The 20,855-nt window shown below is 73.4% G+C and carries 20 protein-coding genes and 1 tRNA gene; 12 read left to right on the forward strand and 9 right to left on the reverse strand.

From position 1 onward, the window contains the following. The first annotated feature begins 148 nt into the window (after positions 1-148). Together CRP30_RS23160 and CRP30_RS19185 are read left to right on the forward strand one after the other, a co-directional pair. Entirely contained in the window at positions 149-958 is an 810-nt protein-coding gene (locus CRP30_RS23160) for a WS/DGAT domain-containing protein (protein ID WP_235003562.1), read from the forward strand. Beyond that, complete coding sequence (locus tag CRP30_RS19185; RefSeq protein WP_235003552.1) at positions 955-2,034, forward strand: NAD-dependent epimerase/dehydratase family protein; 1,080 nt, start codon at positions 955-957, stop codon at positions 2,032-2,034. Before CRP30_RS23160 ends, CRP30_RS19185 begins: the two co-directional genes overlap by 4 nt. Here CRP30_RS19185 and CRP30_RS19190 read toward each other — a convergent pair whose 3' ends face one another. Then, positions 2,035-2,949 carry an alpha/beta fold hydrolase gene (locus CRP30_RS19190; protein ID WP_097185597.1) on the reverse strand — a complete coding sequence of 305 codons (915 nt, stop codon included), beginning with the start codon at positions 2,947-2,949 and terminating at the stop codon, positions 2,035-2,037. A gap of 233 nt (positions 2,950-3,182) precedes the next feature. Here CRP30_RS19190 and CRP30_RS19195 point away from each other — a divergent pair, with 233 nt between their 5' ends. Then, positions 3,183-3,992: an esterase/lipase family protein gene (locus CRP30_RS19195; RefSeq protein WP_097185598.1), complete on the forward strand. Its 810-nt coding sequence runs from the start codon at positions 3,183-3,185 to the stop codon at positions 3,990-3,992. A gap of 44 nt (positions 3,993-4,036) precedes the next feature. Continuing rightward, on the forward strand, positions 4,037-4,225 hold the full coding sequence (locus CRP30_RS19200; RefSeq protein WP_097185599.1) for a hypothetical protein: 189 nt from the start codon (positions 4,037-4,039) through the stop codon (positions 4,223-4,225). Positions 4,226-4,360: 135 nt separating this feature from the next. Here the strand turns inward: CRP30_RS19200 and CRP30_RS19205 are convergent, their stop codons facing one another. The 4 genes from CRP30_RS19205 to CRP30_RS19220 form a co-directional block, all read right to left on the reverse strand. Further along, entirely contained in the window at positions 4,361-5,080 is a 720-nt protein-coding gene (locus CRP30_RS19205; protein WP_097185600.1) for a hypothetical protein, read from the reverse strand. 44 nt (positions 5,081-5,124) lie between these two features. Then, positions 5,125-5,199: transfer RNA gene (locus CRP30_RS19210), tRNA-Val, on the reverse strand. A 36-nt stretch (positions 5,200-5,235) separates the two neighbouring features. Beyond that, complete coding sequence (locus tag CRP30_RS19215) at positions 5,236-5,697, reverse strand: peroxiredoxin (RefSeq protein WP_097185601.1); 462 nt, start codon at positions 5,695-5,697, stop codon at positions 5,236-5,238. A 103-nt stretch (positions 5,698-5,800) separates the two neighbouring features. Further along, complete coding sequence (locus CRP30_RS19220; protein ID WP_097185602.1) at positions 5,801-6,220, reverse strand: DUF3052 domain-containing protein; 420 nt, start codon at positions 6,218-6,220, stop codon at positions 5,801-5,803. A 450-nt stretch (positions 6,221-6,670) separates the two neighbouring features. Here CRP30_RS19220 and aceE point away from each other — a divergent pair, with 450 nt between their 5' ends. Together aceE and CRP30_RS19230 are read left to right on the forward strand one after the other, a co-directional pair. Continuing rightward, positions 6,671-9,490, forward strand: coding sequence for a pyruvate dehydrogenase (acetyl-transferring), homodimeric type (gene aceE / locus CRP30_RS19225; RefSeq protein WP_097185603.1), 2,820 nt, complete (start codon positions 6,671-6,673; stop codon positions 9,488-9,490). Then, complete coding sequence (locus CRP30_RS19230) at positions 9,487-10,443, forward strand: FAD-dependent oxidoreductase (RefSeq protein WP_097185604.1); 957 nt, start codon at positions 9,487-9,489, stop codon at positions 10,441-10,443. Before aceE ends, CRP30_RS19230 begins: the two co-directional genes overlap by 4 nt. Before the next feature lie 61 nt (positions 10,444-10,504). Here CRP30_RS19230 and CRP30_RS19235 read toward each other — a convergent pair whose 3' ends face one another. Further along, positions 10,505-11,908 carry a GH1 family beta-glucosidase gene (locus CRP30_RS19235; protein ID WP_097185605.1) on the reverse strand — a complete coding sequence of 468 codons (1,404 nt, stop codon included), beginning with the start codon at positions 11,906-11,908 and terminating at the stop codon, positions 10,505-10,507. A gap of 176 nt (positions 11,909-12,084) precedes the next feature. Here CRP30_RS19235 and CRP30_RS19240 point away from each other — a divergent pair, with 176 nt between their 5' ends. Then, complete coding sequence (locus CRP30_RS19240; RefSeq protein ID WP_097185606.1) at positions 12,085-13,101, forward strand: LacI family DNA-binding transcriptional regulator; 1,017 nt, start codon at positions 12,085-12,087, stop codon at positions 13,099-13,101. On the opposite strand, the gene CRP30_RS19245 is transcribed toward CRP30_RS19240, so the two are convergent. Genes CRP30_RS19245 through CRP30_RS19255 form a run of 3 tightly spaced genes read right to left on the reverse strand, consistent with a single transcriptional unit; the run spans position 13,102 to position 15,575 of the window. After that, on the reverse strand, positions 13,102-14,307 hold the full coding sequence (locus tag CRP30_RS19245; RefSeq protein ID WP_097185607.1) for a M20 metallopeptidase family protein: 1,206 nt from the start codon (positions 14,305-14,307) through the stop codon (positions 13,102-13,104). Positions 14,308-14,337: 30 nt separating this feature from the next. After that, positions 14,338-14,883 carry a pirin family protein gene (locus tag CRP30_RS19250; protein ID WP_097185608.1) on the reverse strand — a complete coding sequence of 182 codons (546 nt, stop codon included), beginning with the start codon at positions 14,881-14,883 and terminating at the stop codon, positions 14,338-14,340. After that, on the reverse strand, positions 14,880-15,575 hold the full coding sequence (locus tag CRP30_RS19255; protein WP_235003553.1) for a phosphatase PAP2 family protein: 696 nt from the start codon (positions 15,573-15,575) through the stop codon (positions 14,880-14,882). The genes CRP30_RS19250 and CRP30_RS19255 overlap by 4 nt, the downstream gene beginning before the upstream one ends. A gap of 44 nt (positions 15,576-15,619) precedes the next feature. Between CRP30_RS19255 and CRP30_RS19260 the strand changes: the two genes are divergently transcribed. The 5 genes from CRP30_RS19260 to CRP30_RS19280 all read left to right on the forward strand — a co-directional run bounded on the left by CRP30_RS19260 (position 15,620) and on the right by CRP30_RS19280 (position 20,849). After that, entirely contained in the window at positions 15,620-16,801 is a 1,182-nt protein-coding gene (locus tag CRP30_RS19260) for a PucR family transcriptional regulator (RefSeq protein WP_097185609.1), read from the forward strand. Positions 16,802-17,010: 209 nt separating this feature from the next. Next, positions 17,011-18,225, forward strand: a complete 1,215-nt coding sequence (locus CRP30_RS19265) for an acyltransferase domain-containing protein (RefSeq protein WP_097185610.1) — start codon at positions 17,011-17,013, stop codon at positions 18,223-18,225. Then, entirely contained in the window at positions 18,222-19,187 is a 966-nt protein-coding gene (locus tag CRP30_RS19270; protein WP_097185611.1) for a beta-ketoacyl-ACP synthase III, read from the forward strand. The genes CRP30_RS19265 and CRP30_RS19270 overlap by 4 nt, the downstream gene beginning before the upstream one ends. 85 nt (positions 19,188-19,272) lie before the next feature. Beyond that, entirely contained in the window at positions 19,273-19,518 is a 246-nt protein-coding gene (locus tag CRP30_RS19275; RefSeq protein WP_097185612.1) for an acyl carrier protein, read from the forward strand. Between the two features lie 89 nt (positions 19,519-19,607). Continuing rightward, on the forward strand, positions 19,608-20,849 hold the full coding sequence (locus CRP30_RS19280; protein ID WP_097185613.1) for a beta-ketoacyl-[acyl-carrier-protein] synthase family protein: 1,242 nt from the start codon (positions 19,608-19,610) through the stop codon (positions 20,847-20,849). Positions 20,850-20,855 lie beyond the last annotated feature (6 nt).

The following is a 20,855-nucleotide window of genomic DNA, read 5'->3' on the forward strand; positions in this document are numbered from 1 at the left end:
AAGGAACTCGCCGCGTCCGGGCGGACCCTGGCGAAGACGGTGCCCTCCCAAGCAGGCGGTCACCCCCACGGCCCGCTCGCTCAACGGACCCATCGGCCCGCACCGCCGCTGGGCGTGGACCGAGGGCAGGTTCGAGGAGTTCAAGGCCGTGCGGACGGCGTTCGGCGGCACGGTGAACGACGTCGTCCTCACCGCGATCACCGGCGGCTTCCGCGACCTGCTCAAGGCACGGGGCGAACTGTCCTCGGAGAAGCTCGTGGTCCGGTCGATGGTGCCGGTCTCCGTACGGCGCGAGGCCCAGAAGGGCAGCCTGAACAACCAGGTGTCCGCGGTGTTCGTGGACCTGCCGGTCGGGTTGTCCGACCCGGTCGACCGGCTGGCCTCGATCCGCGGGCAGATGGACGAGTACAAGCGCGCCATGCAAGCCGTGGACGCCAACTCGATCATCGCGATGGGCAACTTCGTGGCGCCCACGCTGCTGTCCATGGGCGTTCGCGCAGCGCTGCAGGCCGGGCAGATGTGGTGCCAGGCGGTGACCACGAACGTGCCCGGTCCGCGCGTCCCGCTCTACGTGCTCGGCAAGCGGATGACCAGCGCCACGGCCTACGTGCCGATCGCCGGCGGCACCCGCTGCTCCATCGGGATCTTCTCCTACCTCAACACGATGACCTTCGGGATCAACGCCGACTTCGACGGTTACCCGGACGTCGACGTCCTCTCCGGTGGCATCCGCCGCGGCATCGAGCAGCTCCTGGCGCGGGCGAAGAAGCAGACGCAGGAGGAGGTGCAGGCGGAGGCGGCGGTCGACGCGGCGGCTGCGGCCGAAGCGACGGCAGCAGCGAACGGCGAGGCGCCGAAGGAGACCCCGAAGAAGGCGCCCGCGAAGGCAGGCGCCAAGCCCCCTGCCAAGAAGGCGGCCCGGCCGGCGAAGAAGGCCACCGCGGCGGCCGCCCGGTGAGCCCCGGCAAGCGACGCGGCTCCGGCGCCCTGGGCGCGGGACCCCGCGGGCTCGACGAGGCCGACGGCGATGCCCGGCGGCCGCTCACCGTCGCCGTCACCGGACCGACCGGCACGTTCGGCTCCGGGCTGGTCCCGCTCCTGCAGGAGGACGACCGCATCGGCCGGGTCATCGGCATCGCGCGGCGGCCCTTCGATCCGGCCGAGCGCGGCTGGACGAAGATGGAGTACCGGCAGGGCGACGTCCGCGACCCCGAGGCGCTGCGGGCCGCCTTCGACGGCGCGGACGTCGTGGTGCACCTGGCCTTCCTGATCACCGGCAACGCCTCCCGCGAGACGACCCGGTCGATCAACGTCGACGGCACGCTCAACGTGTTCCGGGCGGCCGCGGCGGCCAGGGCCGAGCGCTTCGTCTACGCCTCCTCCGTCGCGGCCTACGGGTTCCACGCGGACAACCCGGAGCGGATCGACGAGGAGTGGCCCACCCGGCCGGCGGCCCGGCTGTTCTACGCGCAGGAGAAGGCCGAGCTGGAGGAGCTGCTGGCGGACGAGGCGCGCACGCACCCCGAGCTCGCCCTCTTCCTGCTGCGCCCGCCGGTCGTGGTCGGGCCGAACGTCATCGGTGGCAAGGACGTCCTCCCGGGTCCCCTGGCCCCGCTGGGCCGTGCGCTGTTCAGCCGCCCACGACGGCTGCCGGTGCCCGTGCCGATGTTCGTGCCCCAGCTCCCGATGCAGTTCATCCACGAGGCGGACGTCGGGCGGGCACTCGTGCAGTGCATCGTCGCGGCCGGCCCGCCCGGCGCGTACAACATCGCCGGTGACGGCGTCCTGACCGCCGCCGACGTGGCACGGGAGTTCGGGGCGCTGCCGATCCCGCTCCCGGCCGCGCCGGCCCAGGCCGCTGCCCGGGCGTTCACGCGACTGCCCTTCCTGCCGCCCGTGGCCGAGTGGGTGGAGGCGGCCAGCCGGCCGGCGATCATGGACACGACCAAGGCACGCGAGAAGCTGGGCTGGCGGCCCCGCTTCAGCGGCCTCGAGGCGCTCCGGGACACACTCGCCGACCGACCGGCCCCGTAGTCAGCCGGCGGCGCGGGCGGTCGCGGTCTCCTCGAGCCAGGCCAGGACGACCGTGGCCAGCTCCTCGGGCACCTGCAGTTGCGGCACGTGGCCGACGCCGGGCAGCTCGAGATAGCGCCAGCCGGGGTGCCGTCGGGCGATGTCGCGGGCGGCGGCCACGGGCACGAGCCGGTCCTCGTCGCCCTGCACCAGGAGCACGGGGACCCGGATGGACGCCATGGCCGCCCGGTAGCTGCGCGGGTCGACGAGCAACCGGAGCAGCGAGCGGGCGGCGGACAGGAACGCCTTGTCCATCGCCGGCACGTCCTGCCGTTGCTCGATCAGCGCGATCGAGCGGTCGATGGTGTGGGCGGGCAGCGCATCGGGGTCCACCCCGCACAGGCGCAGCATGTCGCGGACCTGGCGCAACGGCGTCGACCGCTTGCGGCGCAGCGCCAGGAACCGCTCCCCCAGCATCGGGACGGCGTACAGGGCGAAGGTCACGGCGACGAGGGGGTCCAGCGCGCGGCGTGGGCCGGGGACCGCGGCGTCGAGCAGCACCAGGCCGCTGACGGTGTCCGGGGCGGTCGCCGTCTGCAGGATCGAGATCATGCCGCCCATCGAGTTGCCCACGAGCACCGCCGGGGTGCCGGCCACCTCGGTGAGGAACCGGTCGAGGACCTCGACGTTGTCGTGCACGCTCGTACGGCGACCCCCGGGCTCACTGCGGCCGAAGCCGGGCAGGTCGATGGCCAGCACCCGGGCGTGCTCGCGGATCAGGGGAGCGAACAGGTCCCAGTTGAGGTGCGACCCACCCAGCCCGTGCACCAGGACCACCGTCGGGGCGTCGTCCGGGCCGCCGAAGTCGACGTAGTGGACGTCGCCGCCCAGGTCCACCGTCAGGCTCTGCCCGTACGTCCCGCTCTGCTCGCTCACCCGTGCATCCTCGCCCGTCGGGCCGTGGCGCGCTCACGCCGGGCCTCGGCGGGCATCTCGTCGCCTTCCGCCCACTTGCCCAGCAGCGGAACGTGAACGGCTGATATGAGCCAGGACACATTTGAGCAACATGTGCCCGCGTTGCCCGTCGACGAAGTGTGAGCCAGGCCCCATCTTGGTACCTGTCTACCAACGAGGGTCGGCCAACGACGGCCGGCGAGCAGGAGGACGACGTGGCAGCACGCCAGGACGACGGGCCCGCACTTCCGCTCTACCTCACGGAACCGGGGCGCGCGGTGGGCGACTACGGCCTGTACCTCGCCGCCAAGCCGCTCATGTCCATCCTCCCCCGAGGCGACGGGCACCCGGTGCTCGTCCTCCCCGGTCTCCTCGCCGACGACATGTCGACCCGCGCGCTGCGGGCCGTGCTGCGCAAGCTCGGCTACGACGCCCACGGCTGGGGCCTGGGCCGCAACATCGGTCCCACGGCCTCGTGCGTGAAGGGCACGCGCGACCTGCTCGACCACCTCGCCGACAAGCACCAGCGCCCCGTCTCGCTGATCGGCTGGAGCCTGGGCGGGATCTTCGCCCGCGACCTGGCCCGCCGCTCCCCCGACTCGGTACGCCAGGTGGTCACCCTCGGCAGCCCGTTCCGCCTGGCGCGGCACAGCCAGAGCAGGGCGACCAAGGTCTTCGACCGCTTCTCGCACCTGCACGTGGAGCACCGCACGCTGCCGCTGGAGTCGGAGAACACCCCGCTGACGGTGCCGGCGACGTCGATCTACTCGCACTACGACGGCATCGTGCACTGGCAGACCTGCCTGGACACACCTGGCGAGCGCTGCGAGAACATCGCCGTCATGGCCAGCCACCTCGGCCTGGGCCACCACCCGGCGTCCATCTGGGCGGTCGCGGATCGGCTGGCGCAGCGCGAGGGCACGTGGCAGGCGTTCAAGGCCCCGATGTTCCTGCGGCCCGCTTTCCCGAAGCCGGCCGTGCCGTCCGCGGCCGACCCGGTCGCGCAGCACGGCACCGCCGCCTGAACCACCCGACCGCCTCCGGGCGGACGCCTACTACCGTTGTCGCCATGCCGTTGATCTCGCACTGGGGTGGCCCGCGGCACGGTGAGGTCGACGAGGTCGCCGCCGACCAGCTCACGTCGTCCGTCCTCGTCTACGACGGACCGCGCTGGTTCGGCGTCTACGAGCGCTTCGAGCCCCGACAGGTCCAGGACACCCCTCAGGGGCCGGCCGAGGTCTGGGTCGTCCGCGAGTAGGTCCCGCCCGCCCGCTCGATGCCCCGTGGACGATGTGCGCTGAGGGCGGGTTGCAAGGTCAGAACCCGCCTTCACCGCACACCGTCGTCGTTCCGCATGGTGGCGCGGCGACGCCGTCGGGGCGGAGGCCCAGCCCTACCTCTCTTGCTCGACCGGGTGCATCCTCAGGCCCACGTGAGCGGCGAACGTGGTCAGGTAGTCGAGATGGCCGCTCAGGTGCGGTTCTGACGCCAGACGGGTCAGGCAGTCCGCCACCCAGTCATCGAACAGCTCCTGTGCCCGTTGCTGCTCGCCGGGGCCCAGCAGCATCCGCGTGGCGAGCAGTCGGTCGGGTCCCTCGCCGCTGATCTCGTACGACGAGGTCGGGGCGGCCTCCAGCTCCGCGAGGATGGCGGTGCGGCTCCCGAAGCGGTCGAACCACGCGAGCACGTCGCCGACCAGCAGGTCGACCATCGCGGGACCCACCCCGGGGTCGTCGAGGGGCCACATGTGGTTGATGGCCTCGCCGGCCGGGTTGTCCACGAGCCGGCGCAGTTGGCAGTCGTGGTCGTTGACCCAGTCCTTGACCACGGGCGGGCCGTCCGGGCCGAACCGCCCGAGGTCCAGGCGCCAGGCTTCCTCGATGAAGATGCCCAGGTGTACGGAGAAGAGCCCGTAGAGGTTCTCGCGCAGCCCGGGGATCTCGACGAGCCCCGGCGGGTCGTAGGGGCCCATCCGGTACGTGATGGTCTGCACGAGTCCGGGCTCGACGGTTCGGTTGAACGTGTGCCTCCGCTTCCGGAAGCCGGCCTCCTCGAGCACTGGGCGGACCCGCGCGACCACGTCGCGCATCGCCGAGGACTCCGCGCTGACCATGGGCTCGAGGATGCCGCACCGGCGGGATGCCGGCCGACGGACGGTGGTGGGCGCGGCAGGGATCGAACCTGCGACCGCTCGCTTGTAAGGCGAGAGCTCTCCCGCTGAGCTACGCGCCCCGCGCGCCCAGGGTATGCAGACCCCGGGCCGCGAGATCAGGCGGCGAGCGCGCCGACTGCGTCCTTCCAGCCGGACTGCTCGCGGACGTCGCCGGGCGAGTTGACCTCGGCGAAGGCGACCTTCCCGTCGGCATCGACGAGGAAGGTGGCGCGCAGGGCCATGCCGGCCTTGTCGTTGAACGCGCCGTAGGCCTGCGCGGTGGCGCCGTGCGGCCAGAAGTCCGACAGCAGCGGGAAGTCGAAGCCCTGCTGCTCCCGGAACGCCTTGAGGCTGAAGACGGGATCGGTGCTGATCGCCAGCACCCGGACCCCGGCGTCGGTGTAGGCCGACAGCTCGTCACGCAGCTGGCAGAGCTCGCCGGTGCAGAGCCCGGAGAAGGCGAAGGGGTAGAAGACCAGCAGGGCCGGCGTCCCGCGCAGCTCGGCGAGGGACACGACCTGCTTGTCCTGGTCCGGCAGGCTGAACTCGGGCGCGACGTCGCCGACGGAGAGGCTCATGCCCCCATGCTGCCCCACCCGCAGTGACCGGATGGAACGGCCCCGTCCAGAGGCTCGTCCCGAGCCTGCGAGGGATGAGGAGGACGGGGTCCTTCGACTTCGACTACCGGCGGGTGCGCGCGGCCTTCGGGGTCACCAGCCGGATGCCCGACCAGTCCTTGGCGGCGGAGATGCTGCTGGTCTGCGAGAGCCCGGCGGTCGGCGCGGCCTCGGTGACGTCGCCGGGCTCCACGTGGCCGGGGCGCCCCGACTTCGGGACCAGCAGCCACAACACACCGTCGTCGGCGAGCGAGGCGATGGCGTCGACGAGTGCGTCGACGAGATCGCCGTCGTCCTCACGCCACCAGAGCAGGACGACGTCGGCCACCTCGTCGGTGTCCTCGTCGACCATCTCGCCCCCGGAGAGGTCGATGACGGCGTCGCGCAGGTCCTCGTCGGCGTCCTCGTCCCACCCGAGCTCCTGCACGACCATGCCCGGCTTGATGCCCAACCGGGCCGCCATGCCGGTGCTGTCGACGCTCATCCCTGCTGATCCTCCATGGAGTGGCCTGCTGCTGACCGGTCGTGGGGTGGATGGTGCCCTGTCGGGCGGCAGAACGCGCGCGGACGCGTCACGGGCACGCGTCCGGACCGGGGAGACCGGGTGCCCTGCGGACGGCTGCCCTGCTGACGCTGCGGGGGACGAGGGCGCATGCGGCGGACACGACCGGCGGGAGGCTTCCCCGCTGCCTGGTCATGTCACCCCTCTCGTTCTCTCCGACAGATGCACCGCCCGGCCGATGCGGCCGGTCGTGCGTGCAGAACCCGATCCACCGAGCCACTGCTGGCGGAAGCGTAGGGCATGGCGCGCCTGGCGCAAGCGCCGCGCGACGAGAGGGCCCGGAGGGGGCATGGAGGGGCGTGCACACGCGACTCGCCACACAACCCGCGGGTAGGCGTGACGATCATGGCCTCGGCGGGAGACGATGGGCACATGAGCGCACCGCAGCAGTCGGACGGCGACCCCGCCCGCGACGCCGGCACGCCCCGCGCGGTCATCACCGACGGGCTGCCGAGCCAACTCCCCGACACCGATCCCGACGAGACCCAGGAGTGGCTGGACTCCCTCGACGCCGTCGTCGACAACGCCGGCCGCGAACGCGCCCGGTACGTGATGCTCCGGCTGCTCGAGCGCAGCCGCGAGCAGCAGGTCGGCGTCCCCGCACTCCGCAGCACCGACTACATCAACTCGATCGCGCCCTCGCGCGAGCCGTGGTTCCCCGGCGACGAGCACGTCGAGCGCCGCATCCGCGCCTACATCCGGTGGAACGCCGCGATCATGGTGCACCGCGCGCAGCGGCCCGGGATCGGCGTCGGCGGGCACATCTCCTCCTATGCGAGCTCCGCGTCGCTGTACGAGGTCGGCTTCAACCACTTCTTCCGCGGCAAGGACCACCCCGGCGGCGGCGACCAGATCTGGTTCCAGGGGCACGCCTCCCCGGGCATCTACGCCCGCGCCTACCTCGAGGGCCGGCTGACCGAGGACCAGCTCGACGGGTTCCGCCAGGAGGTCAGCCACACCGGTGGCGGGTTGTCGTCCTATCCGCACCCGCGGCTCATGCCGGACTTCTGGGAGTTCCCCAGCGTCTCGATGGGCCTGGGCCCGATGAACGCGATCTACCAGGCGCGGTTCAACCGCTACCTGCACCACCGCGGCATCAAGGACACCTCCGACCAGCACGTGTGGGCGTTCCTGGGTGACGGCGAGATGGACGAGCCCGAGTCGCTGGGCGTCATCGGTCTGGCCGCGCGCGAGGAGCTCGACAACCTCACGTTCGTCATCAACTGCAACCTGCAGCGGCTCGACGGCCCGGTCCGCGGCAACGGCAAGGTCATCCAGGAGCTGGAGTCGTTCTTCCGGGGCGCCGGCTGGAACGTCATCAAGGTCATCTGGGGCCGGGAGTGGGACGCCCTGCTGTCCGCCGACCGCGACGGCGCCCTGGTCAACCTGATGAACCAGACGCCGGACGGCGACTACCAGACGTACAAGGCCGAGGACGGCGCCTTCGTCCGCGAGCACTTCTTCGGACGCGACCCGCGGACCCGCAAGCTCGTGGAGAACATGAGCGACAAGGAGATCTGGGGCCTCTCCCGCGGTGGGCACGACTACCGCAAGGTGTACGCCGCGTTCAAGGCGGCGCAGGAGCACAAGGGCCAGCCGACGGTCATCCTCGCCAAGACGATCAAGGGCTGGACGCTCGGCAGCCACTTCGAGGGCCGCAACTCCACGCACCAGATGAAGAAGCTGACCGCGGAGGACCTCAAGCTCTTCCGCGACCGCCTCTACCTGGACATCCCCGATTCGGCCCTCGACAAGACCCTGCCGCCGTACTACAAGCCGCAGCCGGGTTCCGACGAGCTGGAGTACATGCTCGAGCGGCGCCGTCAGCTCGGTGGCGCGGTCCCGCGGCGTCGGGCGGAGGCCAAGCTGCTCAAGGCCCCCGAGGACAAGGCGCTGGAGGTGCTGCGCCGCGGGTCGGGCAAGCAGGAGGTGGCGACGACGATGGCGTTCGTCCGCCTGCTCAAGGAGCTGCTCAAGGACAAGGAGCTCGGCCCGCGCTTCGTGCCGATCATCCCGGACGAGGCCCGGACGTTCGGCCTGGACTCCCTGTTCTCCAGCCACAAGATCTACAACCCGGCCGGCCAGCGCTACACCTCCGTCGACCGCGAGCTGATGCTGGCCTACAAGGAGTCCGAGCAGGGCGTGATCCTGCACGAGGGCATCAACGAGGCCGGGTCCACGGCGTCGTTCACCGCCGTCGGCACGTCGTACTCGACGCACGGCGAGCCGATGATCCCGATCTACATCTTCTACTCGATGTTCGGGTTCCAGCGGACCGGTGACGGCTTCTGGGCCGCCGCCGACCAGATGACCCGCGGGTTCATCCTGGGCGCCACCGCCGGGCGGACGACGCTCAACGGCGAGGGCCTACAGCACGAGGACGGGCACTCGCTGCTGCTCGCCCACACCAACCCCGCGGTGGTGTCCTACGACCCGGCGTTCTCCTACGAGGTCGCGCACATCACCCGCGACGCCCTCGTGCGGATGTACGGCGACGACCCGGGTGCCCCGCTCGGCGGGCACCGCTCCCCCGACGTCATGTACTACCTGACGGTCTACAACGAGCCGTTCGTCCAGCCGGCCGAGCCGGAGGGCCTCGACGTCGAGGGACTCCTGGCAGGCATGTACCGCTACGCCGAGGGTCCCCAGGTCGACGGCGGGGAGGGCGGCCCGCTCAAGGCGCAGGTGCTGGCCTCCGGCGTCGCGGTGCCGTGGGCGCTGCGCGCGCAGGAGCTGCTGGCGAACGACTGGAACGTGTCGGCCGATGTGTGGTCGGTGACCTCGTGGGGCGAGCTCCGCCGCCAGGCCGACGCGGTGGCCGAGCACAACCTCCTGCACCCGGAGGAGGAGCCGCAGGTCCCCTACGTCACCTCGCGGCTGCAGGACGCCGAAGGCCCGGTCGTCGCGGTGTCGGACTGGATGCGTGCGGTCCCCGACCTGATCGCGCCGTACGCCCCGCACGGCCTGCACTCGCTGGGCACCGACGGGTTCGGTCTCTCCGACACCCGGCCGGCGCTGCGCCGCCACTTCCACGTGGACGCCGAGTCGATCGTCGTCCGCACGCTGGCGTCGCTGGCCGACTGGGGCCGGATCGACCGGTCGGTCGTCAAGGAGGCCGTGGACAAGTACCAGGTCCGCGACGTCCAGGCCGCGCCCGCGGACGAGCGCTCGGACCCGAGCCCCGCCACGTGAACGCCGACGACGGTGGCCCGGGCCTCCGGGTCACCGTCGTCGGCGGCGGGGTGGTCGGCCTGACCTGCGCGCTGCAGCTGCGCCGGGCCGGGCACCGCACCGAGGTGTGGTCGGCCGACCCGGTGGAGCGGACCACGTCAGCGGTGGCCGCGGCCATCTGGTCGCCCTACCGCGCCGCCCCGGCCGACGACGTGCTGCGCTGGGGCGCCGTCTCGCTGGCCGCGCTCACCGCGCTGGCCGACGACCCGGCGTCCGGCGTGGTGCTCATGCCGGGAACCGTCGTCCACCGCGGCGCCGAACCGGTCTGGTGGGCCTCCGCCGTCCCGGGGAGCCGCCCGGCGACGGCGGACGAACTGCCGGTGGGCGCACCGGCCGGCACCCGGTGCGTGGTGCCGGTGGTCGACATGGGGCGCTACCTCCCCTGGCTGGTCGAGCAGTGCCGGTCCGCCGGGGTGGTCCCGCGCTCCGCCCGCGTGGACCGGCTGGCCGACGTCCCCGGCGACGTCGTCGTGCTGGCCGCCGGCCTCGCGTCCGGCCCGCTGGTCGGCGACGACTCCGGGTTCCCGGTGCAGGGCCAGGTGGTCCGGCTGGCCGATCCGGGCCTGACCGACTGGATCCTCGACGAGGAGAACGCCGGCGGGGTCACCTACGTCGTGCCGCGGGGTCACGACGTCGTCTGTGGCGGGACCGCCGTCGAGGGCGCTCACGGGACCGAACCGGACCCCACCGTCGAGCGCGACCTGCTCGGCCGCACCATCGCGCTGGTCCCGGCGCTGCGCGGCGCGCCCGTGCTGACCCGCGCCGTCGGCCTCCGGCCGGGCCGGCCCACCGTGCGGCTGGACCGCACCGAGCTGGACGGGCGGCCGGTCGTCGCCTGCTACGGGCACGGCGGCGCCGGGGTCACCCTGTCCTGGGGCTGCGCGGCCGACGTGGTCGCGCTGGTCGGATCCTGACGACCCGCTCCTGGAACACGGGGACCGGCGGCGCAGACCCCCCTGGGCCGCCGGCCCCCGCTCAGCCCTCCGACGCCTGCCGGTGGCGGCGGAGGAGTTCGGCGTACACCCGGGCGCTGTCCTTGAGGGTGCGCTGCTGGGTCGCATAGTCGACGTGCACCAGGCCGAAGCGCTGCGCGTACCCCCGGGCCCACTCGTAGTTGTCGAGCAGCGACCAGGCGAAGTAGCCGCGGACGTCGGCTCCACCCTCCATGGCCCTCCGCACCGCTGCGAGGTGGCGGAGCAGGTAGTCCGTCCGCTCCGGATCGTGCACGCCACCGTCGGCGGACACCTCGTCCGGCCAGGCCGAGCCGTTCTCGGTGACGACCAGGGGCAGGCCCGGGGCACGCTCGTCCAGCCAGAGCAGCAGCCGGGTGAACGTCTCGGGACTGATCCCCCAGCCCATGGTCGTCGTCGGGCCCTCGGGGTCCAGCTCGACGACGTCCTCGCCACCGATGAAGGACGTCGGCTGGTCCGCCGGCCGCCGTCCGACGCGCACGGTCGACTCGAAGTAGTAGTTCACGCCCAGCCAGTCCAGCGGGGCGGCGATCACCTCGAGATCACCGTCCTCGATGGGCGGCGGCGCCCCTGCCGCAGCCAGGTCGGCGACGACGTCCGCCGGGTAGGCGCCGTTCACCACCGGCTCCAGGAACATCCGGTTCTGCTGGCCGTCGAGGCGGCGCGCGGCATCGACGTCCTCGGGGCGGTCGGTCGCCGGCGTCATCGGGGTGAAGTTCAGCGTGATCCCGAGGTGGTCGGCCCCCTGGTCGCGCAGCACCCGGGTGGCCAGGCCGTGGCCGAGCAGCAGGTGGTGCGTCGCCCGGGCCGCCGCGACGGCGTTCCGCTCCCCCGGCGCGTGCTGGCCGGACATGTGCCCCAGCAGCGCGCTGCACATCGGCTCGTTCAAAGTGGACCAGTGCCGCACCCGGTCGCCGAGGGCGCGGTGGACGACCGAGGCGTAGTCGGCGAAGCGGGCTGCGGTGCTCCGGTCGGTCCAGCCGCCCCGGTCCTGCAGCGCCTGGGGCAGGTCCCAGTGGTAGAGGGTCAGCCACGGGTCGATCCCGCGGCCGAGCAGCTCGTCGACCAGCCGGTCGTAGAAGTCCAGGCCCCGCTGCTCGACCCGTCCCGCACCCGCCGGCAGCACCCGGGACCACGCCACCGAGAACCGGTAGGCCGACAGCCCGAGGTCGGCCATCAGGGCGACGTCCTCCGGGTACCGGGTGTAGTGCTCGACCGCCACGTCCCCGGTGTGCCCCTGGAACGTGCGGCCGGGAGTGTGGCTGAAGGTGTCCCAGATGGAAGGTCCCCGGCCGTCGACGTCGACCGCTCCCTCGATCTGGTAGGCCGCGGTGGCTGCGCCGAAGGTGAATCCCGGCGGGAAGACCAGGTCGTTCGTGAGCTCGGCACGGGTGTCGGACGCGGTCATGGGCCGGCTGCTCCTCGCTCGGTGGCGTCGGCGGTGAGAGCGCTTCCACGGCCGTGCGCCCAGGCTGGTGGGTCGAGGTCGACGACGTCAAGAGGACTCGTGGAAACGCTTCCACGACCGCTACCGTGGGCCGCCCACCGCCGCCCGGTGAACGGGTCGACCAGCGAGGAGTCCGCATGACCACCGTCGGCGCGCCGACGCTCGACGAGGTCGCCGTCCTGGCCGGGGTCTCCCGGGCGACGGTCTCGCGGGTCGTCAACGGCTCCCCGCGGGTCAGCCCGGAGGCCCGGCAGGCGGTGCAGGCCGCCGTCGACACCCTGCGCTACGTGCCCAACCGCATGGCCCGCAGCCTGGTCACCCGACGGACCGGCACGATCGCCCTGGTGCTGTCGGAGTCCGACACGCAGATCTTCTCCGACCCGTTCTTCGCCAGCATCGTGCGGGGCCTCTCCGCCCACCTGGCCGATACCGAGCTCCACCTCGTCCTGCTCGCTGCCCGGGACGCGCGCGAGCAGGAGAAGATCGGCCGCTACGTGCGCCAGGGCCACGTGGACGGCGTCATCCTCATGTCCCTGCACGGCGACGACCTGCTGCCCGACATCCTCGCCCGGACGCACGTCCCCGTCGTGCTCTCGGGCCGCCCCCTCGACGGCCGCGCGGTGAGCTTCGTCGACGCCGACAACGCCGGTGGCGCCCGGGCGGCCACCCGCCACCTGCTCGACCAGGGCCGGCGCCGCGTCGCCACCATCACCGGACCGCTGGACATGGTCGCCGGGCAGGACCGCTACGCCGGGTACCGCGACGCGCTGGAGGGGCACGGGCGTGCCGTCGACGCCGACCTGGTCGTCGAGGGCGACTTCACCGAGGACGGCGGTCTGCGCGCCATGGCGACCCTGCTCGAGCGGGCACCCGACGTCGACGCCGTCTTCGCGGCCTCCGACCCGATGGCGGTGGGCGCGCTGCAGGCGCTGCGCGCAGCCGGCCGCCGGGTGCCCGACGACGTCGCGGTGGTCGGCTTCGACGACGCCGCCGTCGCCCGCGCCTGCGATCCCCCGCTGACCACCGTCGCCCAGCCCTTGGAGGACATGACGCGGCTGTTGCTGGAGCTGCTGCTGCGTCGGATCGAGGACGGCGACGACGCGGTGGAGAGCCGCGTCTGCGAGACCCGGCTGGTCCGCCGCGCCTCCGCCTGATCAGCCGGCGAGCGCCCGCATCGCCATCGACGCGTACAGCGCCACCCCGGCCGGCAGCGGCTCCTCGTCGAAGACGACCAGGTTCGAGTGGTTGGCCGGGGCGGTCGCCGGGTCCACGCCGGGCGGGCAGGCGCCCAGCCAGGCCATCGCGCCCGGGACCCGCTGCAGCACGTAGGAGAAGTCCTCGGCCCCCATGAGCGGCGCCGGTGAGAGGACGCTCGCCCGCTCCCCCAGCAGCTCTCTCGTCGCGTCCAGCACCGCGGCCGCGGCACCCGGGTCGTTGACGGTCACCGGGTACCCCTCCTCGTGCTCGAACTCGACCTCCAGACCGTGCGCCGCACCGATGTGGGTGGCCACCCGGCGTACGGAGGCCACGACGTCGGCCCGCCGCTCCGCCGACAGCGTGCGGATGGTCCCCTCCATGAACGCGGTGTCGGGGATGACGTTGTTGGTCGACCCCGCCTCGATGTGGGCGACGGTGACCACCGCGGGATCGAAGACGTCGACCCGGCGGGTCACCATCGACTGCAGGGCCAGCACGATCTCGGCGGCCACCGGGATGGGGTCGGCGGCGGCGGACGGGTCGGAGGCGTGGCCGCCCCGGCCGTGCACGGTCATCCGCCACTGGTCGGCGGCGGCCATCATCGGGCCGGGCCGGACGTTCACGCTGCCGCTGGGCAGCGTCGAGGAGATGTGCAGCGCGAACGCTCCGCTCACCGGCGCCTCGGGGACGACGTCGAGGAGACCTTCCTCGAGCATGTAGCGCGCCCCGTGGAAGCCCTCCTCCCCGGGCTGGACCATGAAGACCACCTGGCCGGCCAGCTCGTCCCGCCGCTCGGCCAGCAGCCGGGCCGCCCCCAGCAGCATCGCCACGTGGGTGTCGTGCCCGCACGCGTGCATCGCCCCCGGGTGCTCCGAGGCGAAGGCCAGCCCGGTGTCCTCGTGCACCGGCAACCCGTCCATGTCGCCGCGCAGCAGGTAGGTCGGCCCCGGCCGCGCGCCGCGGAGGACCGCGACGACGGAGCTGGTCGACACCCCGGTGGTGAGCTCGACGGGCAGGTCGGCAAAGGCCTCCAGCACGAGCTCCTGGGTGCGCGGGAGGTGCAGCCCGATCTCGGGACGGCGGTGCAGCCGACGGCGCAGGTCGATGGTGCGGTCGGCGTCGTTGTAGGCGGCGGAGAGCAACTCCCCGGCACTGGTCGGCATGCGCCCCACTCTCCCAGCCCTCCGCTGGGGCTAGGTGGCCCAGGCGGGACGCCCGACGTCCAGCTGCCAGACCAGCACGGCCGCCGGGCCCGCCACGTCGCGACCGGCCTGCTGCTCGACGAGGACGCCGTCCACCCCGCGCACCAGCAGCAGCCCCGGCGGGACGGTCACCGAGGCGCCGGGGCCGGGGCGGGCCACCCACAGCCGGGCGTCCGGCCGGCCCAGGTCGACCCAGCCGGACGCCGCGCAGTGCACCTCGTGCGACGGCCCGGCCCCCGGCGCCGCACTGCGCAGGTAGCACTGCAGCACCCGCGCGCCGTCGGGCCCGGCCACCTCGTCGTGCTCGAGCCCGGCCCCCGCCCGCAGCACGGCGACGTCGCCCGCGCGGACGTCCGCGCCGTCAGCCCACCGGTGCCGGACCGACCCGGCCAGCACGACCGCCACGACGTCGACGGCGCGGTGCTCGTGCCGGCCGTAGCCGGTGTGCGGGTCGAGGCGGTCGTCGGCCACGCGCAGCAGCGGCCCCAGCGACCCGTCGTCGGGCGCGAGGACGATGCGCTGGTCGGGACCGCTCACCGCAGGGCCGCCCGTCCACCGGGCAGGGCACCGAACAGCAGCGCCGTCCCCAGCGTCCAGGCAAGGCCGAACGACCAGCCCCCCACGACGTCGGACAGGTAGTGCACGCCGAGCCACATGCGGGTCAGACCCACGAGCACCACCAGGGCGACGCCGGCCACGACGGACCAGCGCCTGGTCCGGGCGCTGACCACCGGCCAGAGCAGGACCAGGGCGACGGTGACCAGGGTGGCGATGCCCGAGGAGTGCCCGCTCGGGAAGCTCAGCGACTCGTACCGGGCACCACCGTCCTCGAACGGGGGCCGGATGCGCCCGAAGTACTGCTTCAGCAGCGAGGTGAGCGGGGCGACCAGGACCACCGCGGTGACCAGCCAGCCAGCCGTCCACCAGGAGCGGCGCCGGACCAGCCAGACCAGGACGGGGAGGAAGACGACGAACCGCACCCACGACACCCCGGGGGCGGTCAGCACCTCGAGCAGACCGTGCAGTGCCGGTGCCCGGCCGTCGCCCACGTACAGCGCCTCGCTGACCGTCGCGTCCAGCCGCAGCTGGGGTCCGAAGGCACTCCGGACCCCCGCTCCGAGCAGTACGAGCACGAGCAGGCACAGCGCGGTGACACAGACGGTGACGGGTACCGGCGCCGTGGCACGCGTCCGGGTGACGGCCGCGGTGCCGACCGGGGGAAGCTCCACCGCCCCACTCTCCCTGACGGTGCTCCCCGTGACACGCTGGCCGCGTGAGGAGCCGGGTGAGCAACCGCCCGCCGTCCGAGGCCACGATCCGGCGGCTGGAGCGTTCCTCCGGCGCGCTCGCCACCCGCGCCGTCGCCCGGATGGACGACCAGCTCCCCTGGTTCCGGGCCATGCCGGCCGACCGCCGGTCCTGGGTGACCCTGGTGGCCCAGGCGGGCATCGCCTCGCTGGTGGAGTGGTGCCGCAACCCCGGGAAGCCTCCGCGGCTCACCGGGGACGTCTTCGGCGCCGCCCCGCGCGAGCTGGTCCGCGTCGTCGCCCTGAAGCAGACCGTGGACCTCATCCAGGTGACCGTGGACGTGCTGGAGGACCACGTCGCCTCCGTCGCCGAGCCGGGCGACGAGGACGCCTTGCACCTGGCCGTCCTCCAGTTCAGCCGCGAGGTGGCCTTCGCGACGGCGCACGTCTACGCCAGCTTCGCCGAGAACCGCGGCGCCTGGGACGCCCGACTGGAGGCGCTGGTCGTCGACGCCCTCGTGCGCGGCGAGCGCTCCGAGGAGCTGTCCGGACGGGCCGCCGCGCTGGGCTGGGCCACGAGCACGCCGGTGCTCGTCCTCGTCGGGGCCACCCCGGATGCCGACGACGACCCGCACGCCGCCGTCCGCCGGGCCGCGCGGTCGCTGGGCAGCGAGGTCCTGGTCGGCGTGCACGCCGAGCAGCTGGTCGTCGTGCTCGGCCGCGCCGAGGAACTGGAGGAGGTGGCCGACCGGGTCAGCGAGGAGTTCGGCGAGGGCCCGGTCGTGACGGGCCCCGTCGTCGACGGACTCGGCCGGGCCGGCGAGTCCGCGGCCGCGGCGCTCGCCGGGCTGCGGGCGGCGCGCGCCTGGCCAGATGCCCCCCGCCCGGTGTCCGCCGACGCGCTGCTGGCCGAACGCGCGCTGGACGGCGACCCGCTCGCCCGGGCCGCGCTGTACGAACGCGTCGCCGCGCCCCTGCAGGCGGCGGGCCGCGAGGTGCTCGAGACGGTTCGGGCGGTGCTCACCAGCGGCGGGAACCTGGAGGCCAGCGCCCGGGCGATCTTCGTGCACCCGAACACCGTCCGGTACCGGATCAAGCGGGCGGCCGAGCTGACCGGCGTCTCCGTGACCGACCCCCGGGGCAGCTGGACCCTGCAGGTCGCCCTGGCCCTCGCCGAGCTGGACCACGACCGCTCGCTCTGGCACTGAGAACGGCCCTCCTGCCCCCCCGTCACCCGCGGGCTCGCATCGGGACCCGGTGGGTGGGCCGACGAGGTCGGTGAGGTGTTTCCCACCAGTCGGAGCGGTGAACGGGCCGTTACGGGGCGCGGGAGTTGGAGGGTTCCCACAAAGATCAGCGGTGTCCTTTCGTGCCGCACACCGCCCCGCGGCCGCAAGATCACTGGCACGGTGAGGGAGTGCTGGCCGTCCTCGCCCCCGGACAGGGTGCGCAGAAACCCGGAATGCTCACCGACTGGCTCGACCTCCCCGGCGCCGAGGCGTTCTTCCGCTGGGCCGGCGCCATCGCCGACGCGGACCTGCTGACCCTCGGCACCACCGGCGACGCCGAGGCCATCAAGGACACCGCGGTCACCCAGCCGCTCGTGGTCGCCATGAGCCTCTTCGTCGCCCGGGAGCTCGGCGGGCTGCCCGGCCCGGTGTCGCACACCCCGCACGCCGGGCGCGACGTCGTCATCACCGGGCACAGCGTCGGCGAGCTGACGGCCGCGGCCCTGGCCGGGGTCCTCTCCATCGAGGCGGCGATCGCGCTGACCGCCGTCCGCGGCCGGGCGATGGCCGCCGCGTGCGCGCGGACGCCCACCGGGATGTCCGCCGTCCTGGGTGGCGACCCCGACGAGGTCCTCGCCGCGATCGCGCAGCACGGGCTCACCCCGGCCAACATGAACGGGGCGGGGCAGATCGTGGCCGCCGGCTCGCTCGACGGGCTGGCGGCGCTGAAGGCCGATCCGCCCGCCAAGGCGCGGATCATGCCGCTGTCGGTCGCCGGCGCCTTCCACACCGAGTACATGGCCCCGGCCCGCGCCGAGCTCGAGGGTCTCGTCGACGGGCTCCGCCCCGCCGAGCCCAGCCGCCTGCTGCTGTCCAACGCCGACGGCCACGCCGTGAGCACCGGCGCCGAGGTGCTGTCCCGGCTGGTCACCCAGGTGACGAGCCCCGTGCGTTTCGACGCGTGCCTGGCCACCATGCGCGAGCTGGGCGTCACCGCGGTCATCGAGCTCCCGCCCGCGGGCGCCCTCGCCGGCCTGGCCAAGCGCGAGTGGAAGGGCTCCACCGAGAAGCATGGCATCGAGATCGTGGCGCTCTCCGGGCCCGACGACCTCGACCGCGCCCGCGAGCTCATCGGTGCCGAGCGCGGCCGCCCCGAGGCCGAGCACCTGCCCGACTGGCGGGTCGTCGTCTCCCCCGTGCGCGGAACCGTCTCCCCGGCCGAGGTCGCCGAGGGCAGCCGGCTGCCGGCCGGGACCCCGCTGGGGCTCGTCCGCAGTCGCCGCGAGGAGGTCCATGTCTCCGCCGGCTACGACGGGGTACTGGCGGAGTGGCTCGTGCACGAGGGAGACCTCGTGGACGCCGGTGACCCGATCGCCCGTCTCTACCCGGAGGTCGACGCATGACCATCCAGCTGACCACCGGCGCCCCGGGCGCCCGCATCCTCGGCTTCGGGAGCTACCGCCCGCGGCGGCGGGTGACCAACGACGAGTTGGCCCAGCGGATGGACACCAACGACGAGTGGGTCCAGTCGCGGGTCGGCATCGCCGAGCGCCGGTGGGCCGAGCCCGACGAGACGCTCGTCGAGATGTCGGTGGCGGCGGGCGGCAAGGCCCTGGCGGCCAGCGGCCTGGACGCCGGCGAGATCGATCTCGTCCTGCTCGCGACCACGAGCCCGCCGAAGGCCATCCCTGGGCTCGCCCCCCGGATCGCCCACCAGATCGGCGTGCCCCGCCCAGGTGCGTTCGACGTCAATGCCGGGTGCGCCGGGTGGTGCTACGCGCTCAGCGCGGCAGCCGACGCCATCCGCTCGGGATCAGCACGCAACGTCCTGGTCATCGGCGGCGAGCGGCTCACCGACTACACCAACCTCGACGACCGGGCGACCGCGGTGATCTTCGCCGACGGCGCCGGGGCTGCCGTCGTGGGACCCGCCGACGAGCCGGCGATCGGACCGGTCGTGTGGGGCAGCGACGGTGACCTCCACGATGCGATCGCCATCCCGGAGAACGAGACGGGCATGAGCATGGCGGGCCAGGCGGTCTACCGCTGGGCGACGACCAAGCTCACCGAGACCCTCGTCGAGGCCATGCGCCGGGCCGGAGTCGGTCCTGACGACATCGACGTGTTCGCGCCGCACCAGGCCAACCTCCGCATCATCGAGCTCATGGCCAAGCGGCTGAAGCTGCCCGAGCGGACCGTCATCGCCCGGGACATCGTGCGCTCGGGCAACACGTCGTCGGCGTCCGTACCGCTGGCGCTGGCGGCGCTGCTCGAGAGCGGCGAGGCGAAGAGCGGTGACGTCGCCCTCCTGCTCGGCTATGGCGCCGGGCTCACGTTCGCAGGGCAGGTCGTCGTCCTGCCCTGACCCCACCGACTGCCGGGACATGCGTCCCGGACGACGACGACGGGCCGTTCGGCCCGGTGTCACCATCCGAGAGAGAGGACCTCGCGTGCCCAGCACCGCAGACATCCAGGCCGGTCTTGCAGAGATCCTGGAGGAGGTCGCCGGTGTGACCCCCGCCGACGCCACCCCCGAGAAGTCGTTCACCGACGACCTCGACGTCGACTCGCTGTCGATGGTGGAGATCGCCACCGCCGTCGAGGACAAGTTCGGCGTGGCCATCCCCGACGACGAGCTCGGCAACATCAAGACCGTCGGCGACGCGATCAGCTACATCGAGAAGAACCAGGGCTGACGCCCCGGGCCCTGCCGCCTCCCCGGCGGCGGGGCCCGCCCCGCTGCCAACCCCGGCCGCCACGGCCGAACTCCTGAGGAGAAACCGCCATGAGCACGCCCGTCGCCGACGTCGTCGTCACCGGACTGGGTGCCACCACGCCGTTGGGGGGCGACGTCGCCAGCACCTGGGACGCGCTGCTCGCCGGCCGGTCGGGGGTCAGCCGGATCACCGACGACTGGATCAAGGAGTACCCCGCCCAGCTGGTGGCCCGGCTGGCGACCGACCCCGCGGAGCAGATCGACCGGGTGCGGGCGCGGCGACTGGACCGCAGCCAGCAGGTGGCCGTGATCGCCGCCGAGGAGGCCTGGCGCGACTCCGGGGCCGCCGACGCCGGCGTTCCCGCCGAGCGGGTCGCCGTCGTCATCGGCACGGGCATCGGTGGCGCGCTCACCCTGCTGGGCCAGGACGACGTCCTGGAGGAGAAGGGCCCCAAGCGGGTCTCCCCCTTCACCATCCCCATGCTCATGCCCAACGGGCCGGCGGCAGCAGTCGGCCTGGCCATCGGCGCCAAGGGCGGCGTGCACGCCCCGGTCAGCGCCTGCGCCTCGGGCGCCGAGGCGATCCGGTGGGGCCTGGACCTGCTGCGCTTCGACCGCGCGGACGTCGTCCTCGTCGGAGGCACCGAGGCCTGCGTGCACCCGCTGCCCATGGCCGGCTTCGCCGCCATGCGCGCCATGTCCACCCGCAACGACGAGCCCGAGCGAGCCTCCCGCCCGTTCGACAAGGCCCGCGACGGCTTCGTGCTCGGTGAGGGCGCGGCCTGCATCGTGCTCGAGCGCGCCGACGCGGCGAAGGCCCGGGGTGCCCGCATCCACGCGCGGCTCGCCGGTGCAGGGGCGACCGCCGACGGCTACGACCTGGTGGCACCGCACCCCGAGGGCGAGGGCGCCGGCCGCGCGATCACGGCGGCCATCCGCGACGCCGGGCTCACCACGGCCGACATCGGGCACGTGAACGCCCACGCCACGTCGACGCCGGTCGGCGACACCGCCGAAGCGGCCGCGATCCAGTCGTCGCTCGGCGACCACGTCCTGGTGAGCGCCACCAAGAGCCAGACCGGTCACCTGCTCGGCGCCGCCGGCGCCCTGGAGTCGATCTTCACCATCCTCGCGCTGCGGGAGCAGATCGTCCCCGCCACCGCCAACCTCGAGAACCCGGACGACGACGCGGCCGTCCAGGCACTCGACATCGTGCGCCACGAGCCCCGGCGCACCACCCTCACGGCCGCCGTCAACGACTCGTTCGGCTTCGGCGGCCACAACATCGCCCTGGTCTTCACCACCGCCTGATGAAGG

Source organism: Blastococcus haudaquaticus, from assembly GCF_900230285.1.
Classification (GTDB): Bacteria; Actinomycetota; Actinomycetes; order Mycobacteriales; family Geodermatophilaceae; genus Blastococcus_B; species Blastococcus_B haudaquaticus.